19 protein-coding genes and 3 tRNA genes are annotated in these 22,143 nt (G+C 44.7%); 9 read left to right on the top strand and 13 right to left on the bottom strand.

Going from position 1 to position 22,143, the window contains the following annotated elements; genetic code table 11:
- Nucleotides 1–50 precede the first annotated feature (50 nt).
- Genes EKG38_RS13870 through pspA form a run of 4 tightly spaced genes read right to left on the bottom strand, consistent with a single transcriptional unit; the run spans nucleotide 51 to nucleotide 2,880 of the window.
- Nucleotides 51–1,505, bottom strand: coding sequence for a YcjX family GTP-binding protein (locus tag EKG38_RS13870; RefSeq protein ID WP_126520820.1), 1,455 nt, complete (start codon nucleotides 1,503–1,505; stop codon nucleotides 51–53).
- A gap of 49 nt (nucleotides 1,506–1,554) precedes the next feature.
- Nucleotides 1,555–1,950, bottom strand: a complete 396-nt coding sequence (gene pspC / locus EKG38_RS13865; RefSeq protein ID WP_012141903.1) for an envelope stress response membrane protein PspC — start codon at nucleotides 1,948–1,950, stop codon at nucleotides 1,555–1,557.
- Complete coding sequence (pspB, locus tag EKG38_RS13860; RefSeq protein WP_012141902.1) at nucleotides 1,943–2,176, bottom strand: envelope stress response membrane protein PspB; 234 nt, start codon at nucleotides 2,174–2,176, stop codon at nucleotides 1,943–1,945. The genes pspC and pspB overlap by 8 nt, the downstream gene beginning before the upstream one ends.
- A gap of 20 nt (nucleotides 2,177–2,196) precedes the next feature.
- Nucleotides 2,197–2,880: a phage shock protein PspA gene (gene pspA / locus EKG38_RS13855; protein WP_126520819.1), complete on the bottom strand. Its 684-nt coding sequence runs from the start codon at nucleotides 2,878–2,880 to the stop codon at nucleotides 2,197–2,199.
- Between the two features lie 177 nt (nucleotides 2,881–3,057).
- On the opposite strand from pspA, the gene pspF reads away from it, so the two are divergent.
- From pspF to EKG38_RS13815, 8 genes are all read left to right on the top strand, one after another.
- Complete coding sequence (gene pspF / locus EKG38_RS13850; protein ID WP_126520818.1) at nucleotides 3,058–4,125, top strand: phage shock protein operon transcriptional activator; 1,068 nt, start codon at nucleotides 3,058–3,060, stop codon at nucleotides 4,123–4,125.
- Between the two features lie 85 nt (nucleotides 4,126–4,210).
- Complete coding sequence (locus EKG38_RS13845; protein ID WP_126520817.1) at nucleotides 4,211–5,854, top strand: ABC transporter substrate-binding protein; 1,644 nt, start codon at nucleotides 4,211–4,213, stop codon at nucleotides 5,852–5,854.
- The gene (locus EKG38_RS13840; protein ID WP_012141898.1) at nucleotides 5,854–6,885 is read left to right on the top strand and encodes an ABC transporter permease; all 1,032 of its coding nucleotides are present in this window, start codon (nucleotides 5,854–5,856) and stop codon (nucleotides 6,883–6,885) included. Before EKG38_RS13845 ends, EKG38_RS13840 begins: the two co-directional genes overlap by 1 nt.
- Entirely contained in the window at nucleotides 6,872–7,762 is an 891-nt protein-coding gene (locus EKG38_RS13835; RefSeq protein WP_012141897.1) for an ABC transporter permease subunit, read from the top strand. Before EKG38_RS13840 ends, EKG38_RS13835 begins: the two co-directional genes overlap by 14 nt.
- A 17-nt stretch (nucleotides 7,763–7,779) precedes the next feature.
- A complete protein-coding gene (locus EKG38_RS13830; protein ID WP_126520816.1) occupies nucleotides 7,780–8,793 on the top strand; it encodes a peptide ABC transporter ATP-binding protein in 1,014 nt (337 codons plus the stop codon).
- The gene (locus EKG38_RS13825) at nucleotides 8,768–9,553 is read left to right on the top strand and encodes a peptide ABC transporter ATP-binding protein (protein ID WP_126520815.1); all 786 of its coding nucleotides are present in this window, start codon (nucleotides 8,768–8,770) and stop codon (nucleotides 9,551–9,553) included. Before EKG38_RS13830 ends, EKG38_RS13825 begins: the two co-directional genes overlap by 26 nt.
- A gap of 125 nt (nucleotides 9,554–9,678) precedes the next feature.
- Nucleotides 9,679–10,881, top strand: coding sequence for an enoyl-ACP reductase FabV (fabV, locus tag EKG38_RS13820; RefSeq protein ID WP_126520814.1), 1,203 nt, complete (start codon nucleotides 9,679–9,681; stop codon nucleotides 10,879–10,881).
- A 152-nt stretch (nucleotides 10,882–11,033) separates the two neighbouring features.
- Nucleotides 11,034–11,243, top strand: coding sequence for a TOBE domain-containing protein (locus EKG38_RS13815; protein ID WP_012141893.1), 210 nt, complete (start codon nucleotides 11,034–11,036; stop codon nucleotides 11,241–11,243).
- 316 nt (nucleotides 11,244–11,559) lie between these two features.
- On the opposite strand, the gene EKG38_RS13810 is transcribed toward EKG38_RS13815, so the two are convergent.
- From EKG38_RS13810 to EKG38_RS13770, 9 genes are all read right to left on the bottom strand, one after another.
- Nucleotides 11,560–13,425, bottom strand: coding sequence for a SurA N-terminal domain-containing protein (locus EKG38_RS13810; RefSeq protein WP_126520813.1), 1,866 nt, complete (start codon nucleotides 13,423–13,425; stop codon nucleotides 11,560–11,562).
- A 208-nt stretch (nucleotides 13,426–13,633) separates the two neighbouring features.
- A complete protein-coding gene (gene hbs / locus EKG38_RS13805; RefSeq protein WP_012141891.1) occupies nucleotides 13,634–13,906 on the bottom strand; it encodes a non-specific DNA-binding protein Hbs in 273 nt (90 codons plus the stop codon).
- Between the two features lie 272 nt (nucleotides 13,907–14,178).
- Complete coding sequence (gene lon / locus EKG38_RS13800; protein ID WP_126520812.1) at nucleotides 14,179–16,524, bottom strand: endopeptidase La; 2,346 nt, start codon at nucleotides 16,522–16,524, stop codon at nucleotides 14,179–14,181.
- A gap of 150 nt (nucleotides 16,525–16,674) precedes the next feature.
- A complete protein-coding gene (clpX, locus tag EKG38_RS13795) occupies nucleotides 16,675–17,952 on the bottom strand; it encodes an ATP-dependent protease ATP-binding subunit ClpX (RefSeq protein WP_126520811.1) in 1,278 nt (425 codons plus the stop codon).
- Nucleotides 17,953–18,035: 83 nt separating this feature from the next.
- Nucleotides 18,036–18,647 carry an ATP-dependent Clp endopeptidase proteolytic subunit ClpP gene (gene clpP / locus EKG38_RS13790; protein ID WP_126520810.1) on the bottom strand — a complete coding sequence of 204 codons (612 nt, stop codon included), beginning with the start codon at nucleotides 18,645–18,647 and terminating at the stop codon, nucleotides 18,036–18,038.
- A 90-nt stretch (nucleotides 18,648–18,737) separates the two neighbouring features.
- A complete protein-coding gene (tig, locus tag EKG38_RS13785) occupies nucleotides 18,738–20,042 on the bottom strand; it encodes a trigger factor (RefSeq protein ID WP_126520809.1) in 1,305 nt (434 codons plus the stop codon).
- 253 nt (nucleotides 20,043–20,295) lie between these two features.
- Nucleotides 20,296–20,371: transfer RNA gene (locus tag EKG38_RS13780), tRNA-His, on the bottom strand.
- A gap of 8 nt (nucleotides 20,372–20,379) precedes the next feature.
- Nucleotides 20,380–20,456: transfer RNA gene (locus tag EKG38_RS13775), tRNA-Arg, on the bottom strand.
- A gap of 90 nt (nucleotides 20,457–20,546) precedes the next feature.
- Nucleotides 20,547–20,623: transfer RNA gene (locus EKG38_RS13770), tRNA-Pro, on the bottom strand.
- 546 nt (nucleotides 20,624–21,169) lie between these two features.
- Between EKG38_RS13770 and folD the strand changes: the two genes are divergently transcribed.
- Nucleotides 21,170–22,030 (top strand): bifunctional methylenetetrahydrofolate dehydrogenase/methenyltetrahydrofolate cyclohydrolase FolD, encoded by an 861-nt coding sequence (gene folD, locus EKG38_RS13765; protein WP_126520808.1) that lies wholly within the window; start codon nucleotides 21,170–21,172, stop codon nucleotides 22,028–22,030.
- Nucleotides 22,031–22,143: the final 113 nt, after the last annotated feature.

Here is a 22,143-nt window from a genome sequence, read left to right as displayed (position 1 = left end):
AAGTCACTTCAAAATGCTGAGTCCTGCATTTCGAGGTCGTTTGGGTATCACTATTTAAGTTTATCACCGAGCAGGTATTGAAGCAGGTGATCTAATCGTATGTGCTCAAAGTCGGCGCCTTGTGTTGAGGGAGTGACTTGCGGTGGCGCAAAATGCGTGAACTCGAAGCCTTGCGAATCCCAAAATGAAGCTTGAGGAAGCGTCTTAGGGACTTCTCCGGGAAAGACTGTCACCGTTTTGCGCTGTGACAGGTCGACGCCATGTACCACCTCCACTTCCGCACTACCCGATCTGACCATGGCATGTTTGGTTGCTTTAATTGCGCTGATCGCCATCACTTCGACTTCACAGCCTTCAAATTTCGCCTGTTTCTGACTCTGTTTCACGAGTTGAGTCAATAGCGAAAGAACATTGCCCTGCTGATCTCGAGTTATGTGATCCACCTTACTCGCGGCGAACAGTAACTTGTCAATTCTTGGGGAAAATAATCGTTTAAGAATATTTGATTGACCAAATTTAAAGCTCTCCATGATTCCATTGAGGGCTTGAGTCATGTCATCAAACTGATCTTTACCACTATTGAGCGGAGTAAAACAATCCACCAAGAGTAACTGTCGGTCAAATTTAGCAAAGTACTCCCTATAAAAAGGCATGATCACTTTGCTCTGATATTGTTTGTATCGCGTCTTCAATACTTGATAGGCGGTATTTGACGCGCCCGCATCCAACTGAGTGACTGTTTCAACAGATAAACCCAGCAGAGGAAACAGGGCTAAAACCGGTGTATCGACAAGCTCACCAGGCAATAATAATCGACCGGGTTGAGCATAATAAAAACCATGTCCATTGACGCAATCGAGTAAAAGTTGCTGATAGAGATCGGCAATCTGTTTCAGTTGCGCGGCATCGGCCTCGCCAAAGAGGTCTAATTGAGATACGGCCTCATTAAAAGGGCCATAACAATCGGACTTCTTGAAGATATGCTCACGCCTGGTCTGACTCATCGACCACTGACTAAAGCTCTGCTTCAGCATGGGCAGGTCGAGTAACCACTCCCCCGGGTAATCGATAATGTCGAGATAGAGTGTCGCACTATCAGTCAGCTTTGCTAACAGTCCCTTTTGAGGTTGGTACCTAATCGCTAATCTCAGCTCACTGATGCTCCGCGTAGAAGCAGGCCACTGAGAAGGGCTTTGCTTGAGCGAAGCCATCGCCTGCTCATAATCGAAACTGGTAACGGTTAAGTCTGGCTGAAGGTCCCGCTTCACTCCATATAGGCGCTCCTCTCGGGTCACTTGCCAAAGAGGCAGATTATTACTCTTCCCCATTAAACCCGCGTTGAGAAGTTGATTCACTAAACCCGTAATAAAGGCGGTTTTACCCGCCCCGGAGAGTCCGGTCACGGCTAATCGAATATGTTTGTCGGAAGTTCGGTGCGCAAATGCTTGTGTCTTTTGGCTAACTTTTTTACCTAACTTAGAAAAAGAGCGGTTTATACTACCCATAGCCTGCACTTAAAAGTTATTCGGGCGGTTAGACCGCCCATTGGAAGGATTAAAGATTATTGATCTCTTGTTTAAGATCGAAGCTATCTGATGTGACATGGCGCTCTAATTTTTGAAGCCTTATTTCCAAACTCCGAAATTGTGTGTTCACATCCCTGAGTGCCATCTTGGCAGGCTCACCCGCTTGCCAAATTTTCTTCTTTATCTCGATATCTTTATGCGCTGTTTTATCTTTTGCAGTTCCAGGCTTAATATCCAATATCATCCATAACAAAACATAGATAACTAAAACAATACCTGAACCACCTAAAAGAAAAATTGATGCCGCTAGGACTCTGACAAGCCAAGTTTCAAAGTTAAAGTAATCGGCTATCCCTGCACATACTCCAGCAATTTTACCTGATTGAGGAATTCGGTATAAGGTACGCCCATTAGCTTCACTCATCACGGCTCCTCCATTGTGGCGACTCGGTGTCTAAAATCGATTCCAATGTATCAATACGTTGAGCCATTTTGTCGGCTCTGGTGATTAGTTCATTAAGCTGAGAATACTCTTCATCAGTAAGTCCCTGGCTCACTTGACGCTTACTGCGATAGTGAAGAATCAGCCATATGGGAGCCACTATTATTAAAAAAATAATAATTGGGGCCATTAAAATATCCGCGTTCATAGCTCACCTCTGAATTGTGATTACTTAGACTTAGTTTTAGTCTTATTACCTTTGACTTTTGCCTTAAGCGCTTCAAGCTCAGCGGTCACTGAATCTTCTGCTTCGAGCGCTGCAAACTCATCACTTAAACTCTTTTTATTGCCCAGGTCATAAGCTTCGACCTGTGACTCTAGCCCCTCAACACGACGTTCATATTGCTCAAACTTAGTCATCGCGTTATCAATCTTGCTAGAATCGAGTTGACGCTTAACATCTAATCGAGAAGAAGCTGTCTGCTTACGCATAATAATCGTCTTCTGACGCGCCTTTGCGTCGGCAAGCTTCTCTTGAAGAAGGTTAACTTCCTCTTTAAGACGAGCGATCTGCTCTTCAACCATGACTAACTCTTGCTCTAATGTGGCAGCGAGTTCAGCGGCCTTCTGCTTCTCAATTAAAGCCGCTTTAGCAAGGTCTTCGCGGTCTTTAGATAAGGCTAATTCCGCTTTATCCTGCCAATCCTGAACTTGAGTCTGCACTTTGGAGATACGACGTAGTAGCTCTTTCTTCTCGGCTAATACTTTAGCCGATGTTGAACGAACCTCAACTAAGGTGTCTTCCATCTCTTGAATTATCAAGCGTACCATTTTTTCTGGGTCTTCGGCTTTATCCAGTAGTGCACTGATGTTTGAATTAATGATATCTGCGAAGCGAGAGAAAATTCCCATGATGCTGTCCTTTAATTAACGTTGGTTTCGAAGATATTAATCCACTTTCTGTGCCAACTTTTCATATTTCATATAATACAGTTACTTAACCAATATATTAACTTTTTCTTTCTTTTATTAACAGAGACACTTATTATTAATTTAACCAATTATTAGCGTTAAAGACTAAAACTTACTGTGCCAAATCAATTTCAGCAAGATAATCTCATCGGACAATCTAATGCACTGTTAGAAGTGCTGGAGCACGTATCTCAAGTTGCGCCTCTTTCTAAGCCGGTACTGATCATTGGCGAACGAGGTACAGGTAAAGAGTTAATTGCTGAACGCTTACACTATCTGTCTACGCGATGGGATCAAAGTTTTATTAAGCTTAACTGCTCATCTCTTAGTGAGAATTTACTCGAAAGTGAATTGTTTGGCCACGATGCAGGGGCCTTTACCGGTGCGAGTAAGAAGCATGAAGGACGGTTCGAACGAGCTCACGGTGGTACACTTTTTCTCGATGAGTTAGCAAATACTTCAGGCTTGATTCAGGAGAAGTTACTCAGAGTCATCGAATATGGTGAGTTTGAGCGTGTCGGTGGCAGTAAAACTGTCCAAACCGATGTGAGACTCGTCTGTGCAGCCAATGAAGATCTCCCCTCATTAGCGGATGCCGGAGAGTTTCGCGCCGACCTGCTCGATAGGCTGGCCTTCGATGTGATCACCTTGCCACCTCTACGCCATAGAACAGAAGATATCATGCCTCTGGCCGAATATTTTGCGGTCGGTATGGCAAGGCAACTGAAAATGGAACTGTTTGAAGGTTTTAGTCCAAGGGCGATGCAGCAACTCATGGAATATTCATGGCCAGGTAATATTCGTGAAATAAAGAACGTGGTTGAACGCAGCGTTTATCGTAATGCGGAAACGCAGGCACCGATCACCAATATTATTCTGGATCCTTTTGCCTCACCTTATCGACCGACACAAAGAGTCAAGACCCTGGAACGCCAACAACCGATGCCATCGGCAGAAGCAACGCCAGTACATAACGCCAATTCAGAGATTCAGAAGCCTTCTTCGGAAGTCATTAATTTCCCGATTGATTTCAAAGAACATTGTGAAGGTCTTGAAGTTAATCTACTAAAACAAGCATTAGAAGCGGGTCAATTTAATCAAAAGAAAACCGCCGAACTATTAGGCTTAAGTTACCATCAACTGCGCGGGATCCTAAAAAAATACAACCTTCTCGATAAAACTTAACACTCATTAATAAGATATGCTCATTGCTCATAGGTTATTTGCACTGCTAAAATGGCTGACAAAGTTCTGAACAAATGATTTTTTGATGAGAGTGCTGATAAAGCGTCTGTCTGCTTACTCCACAGCTGCATGCATCTTCTGCTTGCTTACCGGCTGTGGGCCGCAGTATGTCCCACCGGGATTGGTTTATTGCTCCGAGGGTAACCCCGAGTCTTTCAACCCTCAACTTGTAACTTCAGGTACCACAGTCGATGCGACCTCACAGCAGATTTATAATGGTTTAGTCGACTATAATGCCACTTCAGGGCAGATCATTCCCTCTCTGGCAACACAGTGGCAGATAAGTGATGATGAACTCACCTACACCTTTCAATTGAGAAAAGGGGTTAAGTTTCATGACTCGGTTCGATTCACTCCATCAAGAGCCTTTAATGCCGATGATGTACTGTTCTCATTCAACAGAATTATCGATACCAGCCACCCGTATCATGCCGTCTCCAAAACCGGTTATCCATTCTTTCAAAGTATTGGTTTCGATAAACTGATAAACAAGATTGAAAAAATATCAGACTATGAAGTCGCCTTTCACCTTAATAATAAAGACGCGTCTTTTCTTTCAAACTTAGCAGCCGGCTTTGCCATTATTTTATCTGAAGAGTATGGCCAACTCCTCATTAAACAATCCAGTGAAGAGACCATAGACAGACTGCCAATAGGCACGGGGCCGTTTAAATTTGTCCAATATGTGAAAAATGAATATATTCGCTATCACCGGAATGAAACCTATTGGCGTTCGCTTCCGCAAGCCGAACTCCTTGTCTTCGATATCACACCCAAGAGCACATCCCGCCTGGCCAAATTGATCACCGGAGACTGCACGGTTTCCGCACTTCCCAAGGCCGGAGAATTGCCGGTTGTACTTGAACATGAAGAGTTGGAAATTGATTCACAGCCTGGTTTTAATGTGGCTTTCTGGGCATTTAATACTCAAAAGCCTCCATTCGATGATGTCAGAGTAAGGAGAGCTTTAGCGCACGCCGTAGACAGAGACAATATTCTCAGAGCCGTTTATCAAAAAACCGCCGTTGCTGCGACAGGCATGTTGCCTCCGATGTCTTGGGCATATTCAGAGAATAAGAGCATTATCGAATTCAATCCTCAAAAAGCTAAACAGCTTTTAGAGCAAGCTGGTGTCGAAAACTTAACTGTCGATATTTGGGCCATGCCCGTTGCCAGGATCTACAATCCTAATGCCCATAAGACAGCCGAGCTTATCCAGGCTGATCTGGCTAATATCGGGGTAAAAGTCAATATCATCAGTTATGACTGGAGTGTTTTCAATCAGAAGTTAAGCCAGCGAAGTTATGACTCGGTTTTAATTGGTTGGAATGCCGATAATAGCGATCCAGATAACTTTTTCACTCCTATTCTCAGCTGTTCATCTGTCGCCTCGAACAGTAACCGTTCACGTTGGTGCAGCCCTGAATTCGATCGTATTCTTGCCAAGGCGAGAGCAACGACCTCTCGGGCTGAACGAAAAATTCTCTATCAACAAGCGGAAGCGATGTTTGCAGATAAGCTACCTATGCTACCGTTCGCTCATGCCACCCGACTCGCATTTAAACACAAAGATGTTAAACAAAGCCGATTGACTCCTTTCGGAGGGATATCATTTAGTGGTAATGATAACGGTGATATCAGCGATGTTAATATTGAGGTTAAGCACTAATGGCACGTTACCTTCTTCGCAGGCTGAACCTTTTTCTTGCCACCTCTTTTGTGCTGTTTATCGTGCTGTTCATTGTAACCAGCCACTTTCCGGTTGAAAAAAGTTTTGCGCTAACCGGATTACACTCACCCAATGCACAGCAAATAGAACAGATAGAGAAGAATTACAGCCTAAATGATGGACAATTCAGTCAGTTCTTCTCCTATCTGCAGCAAAGATTGAGTGGGGATTTAGGTATCTCCGCCACCTCTCAACGACCCGTTATCGAGGAGCTGGCATCGGTACTTCCGGCATCATTTGAACTGGCAGCCGTTTCAGCCATGCTGGCATTAACATTAGGGATCCCGCTCGGGGTGCTTGCCTCCTTGAGCAGGCATAAAATTACCCAACACACGATTATGGCAATAACCTTAACCGGATACTCAATTCCGGTATTTTGGTTGGGCCTGACACTCTCTCTGTGGTTTGGCGTTCAGCTCGGCTGGCTCCCGATTTCAGGCCAGTTAAACCTGCTCTATGAGATAGAACCGGTCACCGGATTTGTATTGATAGACACCCTGTTATCAGATTCGCCCTACAGTACCTCGGCATTTATCGATGCCTTACTCCATATCATTCTACCGGCGATCACGCTGGCAGTTTTACCCTTCACCGTTGTGGTCAGAATTACACGAGCGGCGATCATCACGATTATGGATCAAACCTATATTAAGGCTGCTGAGGCCCGAGGGCTTCATACCTCGCGGGTAGTATTACGTCATGCATTACCTAATGCCCTAATTCCGGTCTTAAAAAACCTGGGATTAATGTTAGGCCCATTCGCCAGTTACGCCATGGTCGTGGAGGTTATTTTCGCCTGGCCCGGTGTCGGTGCCTGGCTTGTATCGGGAATATATCAACGCGATTACACCGTTATTCAGGGTGGGGTCTTGGCTGTCGCATTGATCATCATCTTTATCAGTATCATGATTGAAGTACTTTATACGGCCATCAACCCTCTCAGTAGGAAAGAACTTTATGCCTCAAATTAAGATCTATCAGGAAGATGAGATCCCATCTCCCATGAAGAAGATCTGGCACTCTTTTTCTGATAACCCATTTGCATTTGCTGGCTTATGGGCTGTTATTGGCATCTTGTTACTCTCAATATTTGGCCCTCTCATTGCCCCCTATGCGCCCGAGCAACAAGACCCTCACGCATTACTGCTTGCGCCCTCTTGGGATCCCGCGGGTACCGTTGAGCATTTTCTTGGAACCGATGATCTGGGCAGAGATATCTTTAGCCGCTTACTACATGGGGCACATCTGACATTCGGAATGGCATTGGGCATAGTCGTAACCGCACTGACTTTAGGCTTCGTTATCGGTGCGGTAGCGGGAATGATGAAAGGATTGAAGTCGAGCATTTTAAGCCATCTGCTCGATGCACTTCTGTCAATTCCGTCACTTCTGATGGCGATTCTCGTTGTCGCGGTAATGGGCCCGGGGCTTAATAATGTATTTTGGGCCGTCGGACTCGCTCTCACCCCACAGTTTGTTCGCTCAATACACCAAGCCATTCATGAAGAGTTACAGAAAGAGTATGTGACAGCGGCGAAACTCGATGGTGCTAATCCGTTTCAGGTATTTTGGTATGTTATTATGCCTAATGTTTGGGATACTGTGATTATTCAAACCACCCTAGGCATATCTGCAGCTATTCTGGATATTGCGGCTTTAGGTTTTTTGAATCTAGGTGCACAGGCCCCAAGTCCGGAATGGGGCGCTATGGTCTCACAAGGTATGGATAATTTATTAACTGCACCTTGGACGGTCACCATTCCCGGCATTGCCATTTTATGCAGTGTACTTGCCATTAACTTAGTCGGCGACGGCTTGCGATCGGCGTTATCGCCTATCAATAACTAGACGTGTAGTTACCCGTTATGCCATTACTTGATATTCGAAACCTTACCATCGAACTTGACACGCCCCACGGACGAGTCAAAGCACTCGAAAGAGTCAGCCTGACGATTAATCCTGCCGAGATACACGGTCTGGTTGGTGAATCCGGCTCGGGTCGCAGCCTGCTTGCAAGAGCGATTTTAGGGATCCCCGGTCATAACTGGCGCATACAGGCCGATCGTATGATGTGGGATGGTCACAACCTGTTAGAGATGAGTCCAAAACAACGACGCAACTTAATGGGCAGTGAAATAGCCATGATATTTCAAGATCCCTCCAGTAGCTTAGACCCGGTTATTGTCGTAGGGGATCAGCTTATTGAAGCCATGCCCGAAAACAAGAAGCTTCATTTTTGGCAGCGAGCGAAAGACCAGAAGCGTACGGCAGAAAAATGGCTACATAAGGTTGGCATCAAGGACACGCAGAAAGTCATGTCCAGCTATGCGTGGGAGCTCTCTGAGGGCGAATGTCAGAAAGTCATGATTGCGATTGCGGTTGCAAACCAGCCACGCCTTCTGATCGCCGATGAACCCACCAATTCCATGGAAGCTAAAACTCAGGCCCAGATATTCAGGCTGTTGACCAAATTAAATCAATTACACAATGTTTCGATATTACTCATCAGTCATGAACTGGAAACCTTATCAATTTGGTGCGACCAACTTTCCGTCATGTATTGTGGCCAGATAATGGAGTCCGGTCCTACATCTGAAATTATCAATCAACCATTTCATCCCTATACTAAAGCCCTATTGAACAATATTCCTGACTACTCGGGTCTGGTACAACACAAGTCGATGATGAAAACCTTGCCAGGTTCGGCTCCGGCATTGCAACACCTTCCCATTGGCTGTCGCTTAGGTCCACGCTGTCCTGAAGCGCAGAAGAAATGTGTTAATCAGCCCAAACTGTGCCATAAGAAGAACCGCTATTTTGCGTGCCATTTTCCATACCATGAAGAGCCATGTAATGACGACGCCACTACTACAAGTTAATAATCTCAGTAAGCGCTTTTTTACCGGTTACAAGAGATTTAGACGTACTTATACCCAAGCACTGGAACCTGTTTCATTTGAGCTGAACACGGGTGAGACCTTGGCTATTGTCGGTGAGGCGGGTTCAGGCAAGAGTACACTTGCACGCATTCTTGTTGGCGCTGAGACTCGCAGTGGCGGAGAGATCTATTTCGAGGGCGATGCACTAGAGACCCGAAATCTGAAGCAACGTTGTAAATTAATCAGGATGATTTTTCAAGATCCTAACACTTCACTCAATCCGAGATTAACGATTGGCGATCTTTTAGATGAGCCACTCAAGTTCAATACGACTCTCAATGAAAAAGAGAGAAAAGAGCAAGTGGTCGACAAACTAAGAAAAGTCGGCCTGCTGCCAGAACATGCTGAATTTTATCCTCATATGATATCTGAAGGAATGAAGCAGCGCGTAGCCGTTGCCCGCGCTTTAATGCTAAATCCAAAAATCATCATTGCCGACGAGGCGTTAACGGCACTGGACTTATCGGTACGTTCGCAGATCCTTAACTTACTGCTTAAACTGCAGAAAGAGATGGGACTCTCCTATATTTTTGTCTCACACAACCTCAATATCATTCGCCATTTTAGTGATAAGATTATGGTCTTGCATAATGGACAAATGGTGGAAAAGGCCACAACAGAAAATTTATTTAACTCTCCTCAACATGAGTATACTCAAAGGTTAATTCAAGAGCAGGCATTGTTAAATCCCAAACGCTAAAAAGGTTCAAACAGGACGTTGAACTGCTCCAACCACTGGATAATTTATCAAATTTGACGAAAAACAAGTGCCATTTCACGTTCGATTAATTATCCTATCGTCACTTTTTTAAGAGAAGCAGAAAAATGATAATCAAACCTAAAACACGTGGCTTTATCTGTACCACCACTCACCCTGTTGGTTGTGAAGCTAATGTACTCGAACAGATCAATACCACTAAAGCTAAAGGTGTACTCACTAATGGCCCCAAAAAAGTATTAGTCATCGGTTCTTCTAGTGGATATGGTCTATCTTCACGTATCGCTGCCGCATTTGGTAGTGGCGCTGCAACTCTGGGTGTATTTTTTGAAAAGCCGGGAACAGAGCGAAAACCTGGTACAGCTGGTTGGTACAACTCAGCCGCATTCGATAAGTTTGCTAAAGCCGAAGGCCTATACTCTAAGAGTATCAATGGCGATGCATTCAGCCATGAAGCGAAGCAAAAGGCGATCGATATAATCAAAGCCGATTTAGGCCAGATTGATATGGTTGTCTACTCTCTCGCCTCTCCGGTTCGAAAGTTGCCCGATTCCGGTGAGCTTATTCGCTCATCACTTAAGCCTATTGGTGAAACTTATACGGCAACGGCTGTTGATACCAATAAAGACTTAATCATTGCCACAAGCGTAGAACCTGCAACGGAACAAGAGATCCAAGATACAGTAACCGTCATGGGCGGTGAAGATTGGGAACTTTGGCTAGCGGCCCTTTCAGATGCAGGCGTACTCGCCGATGGCTGTAAGACTGTTGCTTACAGCTATATCGGAACCGAGCTGACTTGGCCTATCTACTGGAATGGTGCACTAGGTAAAGCCAAGATGGACTTAGACCGTGCAGCTAAAGCTTTGGATGAGAAACTATCTACAAAAGGTGGTAGCGCTAATGTCGCCGTACTTAAGAGTGTAGTGACTCAAGCCAGCTCAGCCATTCCGGTGATGCCTTTGTATATTGCCATGGTCTTTAAGAAGATGCGTGAAGAAGGCTTACACGAAGGTTGTATGGAACAGATCAACCGCATGTTTGCAGAACGCTTATACCGTGAAGACGGTCAAGCACCTCAAGTCGATGACACCAACCGCCTTCGCCTGGATGATTGGGAACTGCGTGAAGAGATCCAGCAGCATTGTCGCAACCTGTGGCCACTCGTGACAACCGAAAACCTGAGCGAGCTGACCGATTATCGTGAATATAAAGAAGAGTTCTTGAAGCTGTTTGGTTTCGGAATCGAAAATGTTAACTACGAAGACGATGTTAACCCTGAGGTTAATTTCGATGTAGAACAATTTTAAACCCCATTAAATATTTTTTAATCAGCTGTTATTAAACAATATTTATTAAATGTGCGTCACTTCTAAATGTGACGCATTTTTTTTGTTTAAAACTCCAATACGTCGATACATTCAATTACACTTGAGCCATCTTTATAGTAGAGGAAACTACAATGAAAATCAGCGCGCGTAATTCACTTAACGGTAAGATTAAATCTATCCAAGAAGGCTCAGTAAATAATGAGGTTGTTATCGAACTGGCTCCTGGTGTGGAGATCACTTCAGTGGTAACTAAGGCATCATGTGAACACTTAGGTCTTAAAGTCGGCGGTAGTGCATACGCGGTAATTAAGGCGAGTAATGTTATGGTTGCCGTAGATTAATCACTACAAGTCACTGTATCGCTCTTAAATGCAATATATCGAAGATATGTTGCATTGGTACCCTATTCTCTTTTTAAGCCTTCAAATCCCTCCTGTTTGTATTAAAGCCCCAAAACATTCGCGGCTAAAGCCGCTCCTACATGAAGTATATTTATCTCCAGCCATATTGAAACCTCAAGCCCTCAAGCCCTCAAGCCCTCAAGCCCTCAAGCCCTCAAGCCCTCAAGCCCTCAAGCATTTCATCATTTAAAGAATCGCAGACATAAAAAAAGCCAGCAGATGCTGGCCTTTTATTCATTTAACTAACGACTTTTAGTTATTGCGCCGAAGAGTAAAGCACTTCTCCGTTCGCTTTCAGTGTTGCGATAAGTGATCTGTAGTCACCTTCACTATACTGCGAGCTTAATCTTTGCTTCAAAGAGCTCAACATATTGTCATCGATAGCTTCTGCTGCATTAACCTTATCGAGCACGACTACCGCATAGCCAGAAGCAAGCGCAACGGTATCAACCACTGCACTAGTAGCCGGCTGAGCCATCTGGAAAGCCTTACCTACGATAGCACCATCGATCTCTTGGTCGAAACGACCCAGTTTAGTCTTGGTGATATAGTCAGAGCCTGCAGAGTCTGAACTGAATGATGTCATTAACTCTTGAGCCTTAGCCCGTGCAACCTCATTAGCTTGCTCCTGTTGCAGACGTTCAACAATCGCTGACTTAACCTTAGCAAAATCAACGGTACCAGCTGCGGTATGAGACTTGATGCGAACAACCATCGCGTGGTTAGCTTCAATCTCAATAACATCACTGTTCATGCGATCGAGCAACACGTTAGTCGAGAATGCAGCCTTCAATACCTCAGGATTATCAAATGGCGCAGGTGCGTTATTTCTAGAAAATACAGGCGTAGATTTAACTTCAATGCCTAACTCTGTCGCCGCTTCGCTTAACGTATCAGGAACTTCATAAGTCACATCGGCAAGAGTCTGCTGTAGACCAAAATACTGATCGACGGCCTGCTTCTCTTTAAGCTGGGCAAGGATCTTACTCTTCACACCTTCAAATGCCGCTTCTGCAGCAGGCTGAACATCGAGTAGCTTGATGATGTGATAACCAAAGCTGGTTTTAACGACAGCTGAATAGTCACCTTTAGACAGTGAATAAAGCACCTCGTCAAACGCCGGCTCCATGACGCCAGGCTCAAACCAATCTAACTGACCGCCTTGCTCACCACTGAAAGTATCTTCAGATTCAGCTTTAGCTAATTCAGCGAAACCTTCACCCGCTTGTAATTTAGCGTAAATGGCGTCGGCCTTTGCCTTAGCTGCAGAGTCATCATCACCAAGACTAACGAGAATATGCGCAGCTAAACGCTTCTCAGCTTTTAGGTACTGCTGCTTATTTTCATCATAATAAGTCTTAGCTTCTTCATCAGAAACTGTCACTCCGGCAGCCATATCCTTTGCATTGAGTTCAATATATTCAAGGCTCAATGTTTCAGGACTCATAAACTGGGCCAAATTTGCATCGTAATATGATTTTGACTGTTCATCGGTAACAACGGCTTCGGCGATGAAAGGCGCCGCATCAACCCAATGGTAACGAATATCACGAGTCTGACCTTGAATATCGGCAAGATAGTTTGCTTCACCGGGAAGAACAAATTCAGAGCCCACTAAAGAAGCAACAAGCTGACGACGTGTCATATCGGTGCGCATCATATCTCTGAACGAGTTTGCTTGATAGCCTAGCTGACGCAAGATAGCCTGATATCTATCATTATCGAACTGGCCATCAGTTTGAAATGCCGGCTCTGTCATGATGGCACTTTTGATCTGTGCATCAGATACTCGCAGACCTAGGTCAGTAGCGGTCTGATCTAATAATTTCTCTGCAACAAGGCGCTCTAAAACGCTTTGCTTTACACTCGATAGATACCGTTCATCAGCCGATAACGCTGCGAACATCTCGCCTAGCTGTTGCTCTAAACGAGCGCGCTCGTTTTGATAGGCTTGTTCTAAGGCTGATTCACTGATCTCTTCACCATTGACAGTGGCAGCCGCTGCCTCTGTAGATGATCCTAGGTAACTACTCACGCCAGTAAATGCAAAGGAAAGTATTACTAGAACCAGAATGCTTTTTGCAATCACGCCCTGTGAGCCTTCGCGAATCTTTTCTAACATCTGATATCTCGCTCGTTGCGATTAATAAATAAAAAGGCGCATCACTTTGGGAGATGCGCCTTTTCGTAAACTTTAGGTGGTTAGCATTTAGGTGTTGCTAAGTGCCTACCTTGTCTCATTATTCGTAAAAAGCACCGCTAAAGCAGTGCTTATCATTACGAAGCGCTTTATGAATGCATGAAGCTTCACAAAGTGCGGTAAAACTGATTTAGTTTACAGCGTCTTTCAGAGCTTTACCTGCTTTGAATGCAGGAATGTTAGCTGCTGCGATTTTGATCTCTTTACCCGTCTGTGGGTTGCGACCTGTACGCTCAGCGCGTTGACGCACTTCGAAAGTACCAAAACCAACAAGAGAAATCTTATCGCCTTCTTTTAAGCCGTCAGTTACAGCTCCAATGAAAGAATCTAATGCACGGCCAGCAGCGGCTTTAGAAATGTCAGCACCAGAAGCGATTTTCTCGATTAGTTCAGATTTGTTCATGTCATCCCCTTGAATGTGATTTTTTTGCGCCGCAACCAAATCCGTCTCTAGAGCGGTCTGCGGAGGCTTTTATAACAAGCTTGAATCTAAAGTTCAAGATCTATAGGAAAAGCAAATAAATTAAATTGGAAATAGCTCAAAACCAGTTACCACAAGGGCTTGAGGGGATTGAGCTCTCCACGGACCTAGGCTACCACAGGTAGAGACTTTAAAAAGCCCCTTTTTGCATTTTTTTTAAAGCAATTCTGCATTTTCTTGCGTTAGCCCAAACTTTAGACGACTTCGAAACCTTCAACTGGTCGTTCTAGCGCCAATTTAAGTACTTCATCCACCCAACGAACAGGATAAATCTTCAGGTCGGCAACAACATTTGCCGGGATCTCTTCCAAATCTCGCTCATTTTCCTTTGGAATCAATACAACTTTTATTCCACCACGATGCGCGGCCAAGAGTTTTTCTTTAAGGCCACCAATAGGAAGTACCTCACCACGCAAGGTAATTTCACCTGTCATTGCCACATCGGCGCGTACAGGATTGCCTGTTAAGCTCGATACTAACGCCGTGCACATAGCTGCACCGGCAGATGGACCATCCTTCGGTGTTGCGCCTTCAGGTACGTGAACATGAATATCACGTTTCTCGTAGAAGTCAGGGTTGATACCTAACTGTTCGGTACGAGCACGAACAACCGTCATTGCAGCTTTAATTGACTCCTGCATCACATCGCCAAGCGAACCAGTATAAGTTAATTTACCTTTACCCGGGACAGAGGTCGCCTCGATAGTCAGAAGATCGCCGCCGACTTCCGTCCAGGCAAGGCCGGTCACCTGGCCAATTTGGTTATTTGACTCAGCTTTACCGTAGTCACAACGTTGAACACCCAGGAATGACTTAAGGTTATCTTGAGTCACTTCAACATGCTTCACACTCTTATCAAGCAAGATCTGCTTAACCACTTTACGACAGATCTTCGAAAGTTCACGCTCAAGAGCACGCACGCCCGCTTCACGAGTGTAATAACGAATAATACCGATAATGGCACTATCGTGAACCGTTACCTCTTTTGGCTTAAGTCCATTACGCTCAATCTGCTTCTGCAGCAGATGCTGTTTAGCAATATTTAACTTCTCATCTTCTGTGTAACCAGAAAGACGGATCACTTCCATACGGTCCAGTAACGGCCCAGGAATGTTCATCGAATTAGACGTTGCCACAAACATCACATCAGACAGATCGTAATCCACCTCTAAGTAATGGTCGCTAAAGGTAGAGTTCTGTTCAGGATCGAGTACTTCCAGCAATGCCGATGCAGGATCGCCACGCATATCAGAGCTCATCTTATCGATCTCATCGAGCAGGAATAACGGGTTTTTCACACCGACTTTCGACATCTTCTGGATGACTTTACCCGGCATTGAACCGATATAGGTACGTCTATGACCGCGAATTTCGGCTTCGTCACGCACACCACCTAAGGCAACACGGACATATTTACGTCCTGTTGCTTTAGCAATTGACTGACCTAATGAGGTTTTACCCACACCCGGTGGTCCGACTAAGCAGAGGATCGGGCCTTTGAGTTGCTTAACACGACTCTGCACCGCAAGATACTCCAGGATGCGCTCTTTAACCTTCTCAAGACCAAAGTGGTCCGTATCCAGTACATCTTGCGCCTTAGCCAAATCACGTTTGATTTTAGAACGCTGATACCAAGGTACAGAGATCATCCAATCAACATAGCTGCGTACCACAGTAGCCTCTGCCGACATAGGTGACATCATCTTTAATTTGTTCAGCTCAGCAGTGGCTTTATCTTTAGCCTCTTCGGGCATCTTAGCTGCTTCAATCTTCTTAGCTAAGCTTTCGAATTCATCATGAGACTCATCGATATCCCCCAGCTCTTTCTGAATCGCCTTCATCTGCTCATTCAGATAATACTCTCGCTGGCTCTTCTCCATCTGCTTTTTCACGCGAGAACGAATGCGCTTTTCAACCTGAAGAATGTCGATTTCTGATTCCATCATCGCCATCAGATATTCGAGTCGCTCTGCGACATCTACCATCTCAAGCACTGATTGCTTATCTTCGAGTTTCAGCGGCATATGAGCAGCCATGGTATCGGCTAATCGAGGAGCCTCGTCGATGCCCGACAAAGAGGTTAATACTTCAGGTGGGATCTTCTTATTGAGCTTGATGTAACCTTCAAATTGTCCGACAGCCGAGCGAACGAGGACCTCTTCCTCTTTCTCGGCCATGGGCTCAGATTCAAGGTATTGAGCCGTCGCAACAAAGAATTCTGTTTCACTCGTATACTTCTCGATGCGGGCACGTTGTCCCCCTTCGACTAAAACCTTGACAGTACCATCTGGTAATTTTAATAACTGTAAAATTGAGGCGACAGTGCCGACCTCAAAAATGTCATCACTGCTCGGGTCGTCGAGCTCAGCATCACGCTGAGCAACTAAAATAATCTGCTTATCTTGCTCCATCGCCGTTTCCAGACAACGGATCGATTTTTCCCGTCCGACGAATAATGGAATTACCATATGAGGATAAACCACCACATCTCTCAGTGGCAGTACGGGTAGTTCGATTCGCGCTTCACGCTCTTGTGTCATAGCTCGATTCCGTTTGATGATAATACTAATCAGTATATTGGGATGAGTTCGTTGTTTTCAATGGTGATTCGTAATTATATAAGCCGAGAGTATAAAAAAGGAGCCATATAGGCTCCTCTTCAATTTACATCTTAGTCGTAAGCTGAATTATTACTCAGCGCCGGCTGCTTGAGACTCGCTATTTTCATAGATGAGTATAGGAGTAGACTCCCCTTTTACCACTGATTCATCGATGACCACCTTGGCCACATTTTCAGTCGATGGTAGGTCATACATGATATCAAGCAAAATGCCTTCAACAATTGAACGTAGACCACGAGCACCCGTTTTACGAGTCTGTGCTTTCAGTGCAATCGCTTTGAGCGCATCTTCTCTAAACTCTAACTCAACACCTTCCATGTCAAACAAGGCAGCAAACTGCTTTGTTATCGCATTTTTAGGTTCTGATAGAATTTGGATAAGTGCAGCATCATCAAGTTCTGCCAAAGTAGCTAAGACAGGTAAACGACCGATAAACTCTGGGATCAGACCGTATTTAACCAAATCTTCAGGTTCAACCTGCATCAAGATATCTGAGATTGACGCCTTGTCATCTTCGCCTTTGACCTCAGCACCAAAACCAATTCCGGTTCCGGTATGAGAACGTTGCTCAATGACCTTCTCAAGACCTGAGAATGCACCACCACAGACGAATAGAATCTTAGATGTATCAACTTGCAAAAACTCTTGCTGAGGGTGTTTACGGCCACCTTGTGGTGGAACAGCTGCAACCGTGCCCTCAATCAGCTTAAGTAATGCCTGTTGAACGCCTTCACCGGAAACATCACGAGTAATCGACGGGTTATCAGACTTACGACTGATTTTATCAATTTCGTCGATATAAACGATGCCTCGCTGCGCTTTTTCAACATCATAGTCACACTTCTGCAGCAGCTTCTGAATGATATTCTCGACATCTTCACCAACATAACCAGCTTCGGTTAATGTCGTGGCATCGGCCATAGTGAAAGGAACATTCAAGAAACGAGCTAAGGTCTCGGCAAGCAATGTTTTACCACTACCGGTTGGACCAATCAGCAAAATGTTACTCTTGCCAAGCTCTACACCATCTTTAGGAGTGGCATTCTTTAAGCGCTTGTAGTGATTATATACGGCTACAGAAAGGACTTTCTTAGCCTTATCCTGCCCAATGACATAATCATCCAAATGCGCTCTCAGCTCTTTTGGAGTCGGTAACTTGTCTTGATCTTGTTTCGGTGAAATCTCTTTGATCTCTTCCCTGATAATATCGTTGCAGAGCTCAACGCACTCATCACAAACATATACTGAAGGGCCAGCGATGAGTTTACGAACCTCATGTTGACTCTTTCCACAAAAAGAGCAGTACAGCAGTTTCCCGCTATCACCGTTGCTTTTGTTGTCGCCCATTACACTACCTCTTGAACAGTCTGCACTACTGCCTAAATCATCTTATTGCCCTAAACTCAGCATAGCTCAGGCAAAGGCAAAAATCAGCCTCGTTTACTCAACACTGAGTCAACAAGTCCATACTCAGCCGCTTCGGCTGCGCTCATAAAGTTATCTCTATCGGTATCGCGTTCAATAACTTCCATTGGCTGGCCCGTGTGCTCGGCTAGCATCTGGTTTAATTTATTCTTGATACCTAAGATCTCTTGGGCATGGATCGCAATGTCAGATGCCTGACCCTGGAAACCACCCAAAGGCTGATGAATCATCACCCTTGAATTTGGTAGACAATGACGTTTACCTTCGGCGCCACCGGCGAGTAAAAAAGCGCCCATGCTGGCAGCTTGACCGATACAAACCGTACTCACGTTTGGCTTAATAAACTGCATTGTATCGTAAATAGCCATACCAGCGGTAACAGAACCGCCCGGAGAGTTGATATAGAGGTAGATATCCTTATCAGGGCTCTCTGATTCCAAAAACAGTAACTGTGCAACGATAAGGTTAGCCATGTGCTCTTCAACTTGCCCAACCAAAAAAATCACACGCTCTTTTAATAGTCGAGAATAGATATCGTATGAACGTTCGCCTTTCGCGGTTTGTTCAACCACCATAGGAACAAGTGCATTGAGTACTGATTCTGGTGCATTTTGCATTATTAATAATCCCTAAATAAAAACGGCTCGCATGAGGAACCTCATACGAGCCATTATAAATGGTGAACAACCATTTAAGTCAAGCTAAGCTTAGCCTTGTTGAGTAGCCTTGTTCATAAATTCTTCAAAATTGACTGCTTTTTCAGTTAATTTTGCAGTTTTTAACAAAGCTTCAACCGCTTGCTCTTCAAGAGCGACGTTACGCATGTTCTGTAACATCTCTTCATTGCCATTGTAATAAGCAACAACTTCACTTGGATCTTCATAAGCAGAAGCCATAGAAGCGATAAGTGATTGAACACGATCATCTTCAGCTTTCAGCTCATTAGTCTTAATGACTTCACCTAGTAACAGACCGACTTTTACACGACGCTCTGCTTGTTCAGTGAACAGGTCAGCTGGTAGCTCAGGCATGTTAGCGGCTTGATCACCGAAACGTTGCATTGCTTGCTTACGCAGCACTTCAACTTCACCTTCAATAAGAGGCTTAGGAAGTTCAATGTTGTTTTGCTCAAGCAAACCATTAAGAACCTGCTCTTTAACATTCGCTTTAAGCGCCTGTTCAAGTTCACGACCCATGTTCTTACGGATCTCAGCTTTAAGTGCTTCTAAACCACCATCTGTTACGCCGAATAGTTTAGCAAATTCGTCGTTAACTTCAGGAAGGTTAGCTGCTAGTACTTCGTTTAATGTGATAACGAAGCTTGCAACTTTACCTTTTAGATTTTCTGCATGGTAATCTTCTGGGAAAGTCACTTCGATAGTGAACTCTTCACCCGCTTTATGACCTTCAACACCTGATTCAAAACCAGGGATCATGCGACCGCTACCAAGTTCTAGTTCGAAATCTTCAGCTTTTCCGCCTTCAAACTCTTCACCGTCGATTGAACCAACGAAGTTGATCTTAGCTTTATCGCCGACTGCAGCTTCGCGCTCAACCGCTTCGAAAGTCGCGTGTTGCTTACGTAGAGTCTCGATCATTGTATCGACGTCAGCGTCAGTCACTTCTGAAGTAGGCTGCTCAACAGTGATTGCATCTAGACCTGTTAGCTCTACTTCTGGGTAGATTTCGAAAGTAGCAACAAAGTTGAAGCTTTCAGTATCAGTGTCACCAGCAACAAATGTTGGTGCGCCCGCTGGGTTCAATTTCTCAGCAATAATAGCTTCGATGAAATTGCGCTGCATCACTTCACCAGTGATGTCTTGACGAATTGCCTTGCCATAACGCTTGTTGATGACACTTACTGGTACCTTGCCAGGACGGAAACCTGGGATACGAGCACGCTTAGCTTCGTTCTTTAAACTATCTGTAACCGCTTTTTCAATCTGCTCAGCAGGAACAGAAATGGTCAGACGGCGCTCTAGGCCTTGTGTTGTTTCAACAGAAACTTGCATTTTTTTACCTCAAAATAAGTCTAACGTCTTTTCTAATAGTCGAAATATCAACTATTAAGTTATTCGTTTCTTGATCTTAAAATTTGACTAGAATGCCCAGTAAAACTGAATTCTGGCCCTAGTCGTTATAATTGATATTTATCAAGACGCGACATTATAGCCACGCTTTACAGCAGAGTCGACCTCAAAACGTGAATTTCAGGCGTAAAAAAAGCGACCTAGGGTCGCTTTTTTAACTTTCTTCATAAAGAAATGGGGTGACTGATGGGGCTCGAACCCACGACAACCGGAATCACAATCCGGGGCTCTACCAACTGAGCTACAATCACCACTGATATGGTACGCCCGGCAGGATTCGAACCTGCGGCCACCCGCTTAGAAGGCGGGTGCTCTATCCAACTGAGCTACGGGCGCTTCGAAAGTGAGTAAACTCACATCCTGAATTAGCGTTGAAAGACGAATCTTTCTATTTTACCTGCCTTGGTGAACAGATAAATTTAAATTTGGTCGGTGATAGAGGATTCGAACCTCTGACCCTCTGGTCCCAAACCAGATGCGCTACCGGGCTGCGCTAATCACCGAATTTTTAATACCTTATGAGACAGTTTATGAGATTCAATTATGGGATGAATCATCTTATCTCCTTCACAACTTAAGCTGCAAGGCTTCTCGTTGAGAACGGAGCGCATCTTATCCCCTCATTTGAAATGCGTCAACGGTTTTTTTATAAAGAAAGTTCGCTTGGCTAATTAACAAACTAAACGCAAATAAAAGGTCTATCTTTTGCGCGATAACGGTATATACAGTAAAAATCAGTCGTGTTTATAACCGAAATATGAACAGATGAATCCCTGAGTCAAAGGTGTATATCTGATTTTACTCGCCTCTTTCCACACGCTAAAGATAACTAATCGTAATAGACACTTCATGAGTCCAACCTTTTCTGACTTCAGGTGAATTAGATAAAATCTGTCGATGAGGAGAGCAGAGAAAAGCCAAATCCGGCAAATTAAATTATCCGTATATTAGAACTGATTGTTATGCCGCTTAATAAATGACACTTAGAGCTTGGCCTGTTAAAATGGCGCCGATTTTTTTATCGCGCCCCATAAAGGATATTCACCCCAATGACAGCTCAAAGAATCGATGGCAAAGCGATCGCTCAATCCATTCGAACACAGCTAAAAGACAAAGTTACCGCCCGCAAAGAGGCAGGACAGAGGGTTCCTGGTTTAGCCGTGATTCTAGTCGGTGCAGATCCCGCTTCACAAGTTTATGTCGGCAGTAAGCGACGTGCTTGTGAAGAGGTCGGATTTTTATCCCGCTCTTATGATTTGGATACCACGACATCTGAAGCAGAACTGCTTGCGATTATCGACCAATGCAACGAAGACCCTGCTATAGACGGTATCTTAGTTCAGCTGCCTCTTCCGGAACATATTGAAGAATCGAAAGTGATCGAACGGATCAGACCCGATAAAGATGTCGACGGATTTCATCCCTATAATGTAGGCAGACTCGCACAACGTATTCCAGTGCTTCGCTCATGCACGCCGATGGGTATCATGACTTTGATTAAGACGACGGGTATTGATACTTATGGTTTAGATGCTGTCATCGTGGGTGCTTCGAACATCGTAGGTCGCCCTATGAGTCTCGAACTGCTCCTCGCAGGCTGTACGACAACAACGTGTCACCGTTTCACCCGAAACCTTGAACAGAAAGTCAGACAGGCCGATCTGCTGGTTGTTGCCGTGGGTAAGCCCGGTTTCATTCCCGGAGAGTGGATTAAGCCTGGTGCTATCGTCATAGATGTAGGCATCAACCGCCTCGAAGATGGCAGTTTAGCCGGTGATGTGCAATTTGATTCCGCATCAGAAAATGCCAGTTTCATCACCCCTGTCCCTGGTGGCGTAGGACCCATGACCATTGCCAGCCTGCTCGAAAATACCCTTTATGCGGCTGAGCAGTATCACGATAAAACCTAGGTTCTAGGTTCTAGGTTCTAGGTTCTAAAAAGCATAAATGTTCTGACTGCCAAGGATGGCGGAAATGCCAATAAATGAATGGAACATTTATGGCCAGACACAAAAAAGCCTGC

The organism is Shewanella canadensis (assembly GCF_003966225.1).
In the GTDB taxonomy this organism is placed as follows: domain Bacteria; phylum Pseudomonadota; class Gammaproteobacteria; order Enterobacterales; family Shewanellaceae; genus Shewanella; species Shewanella canadensis.
The sequence above is the reverse complement of the archived record's forward strand: the minus strand, read 5'-3'. Positions and strand labels throughout refer to the sequence as shown.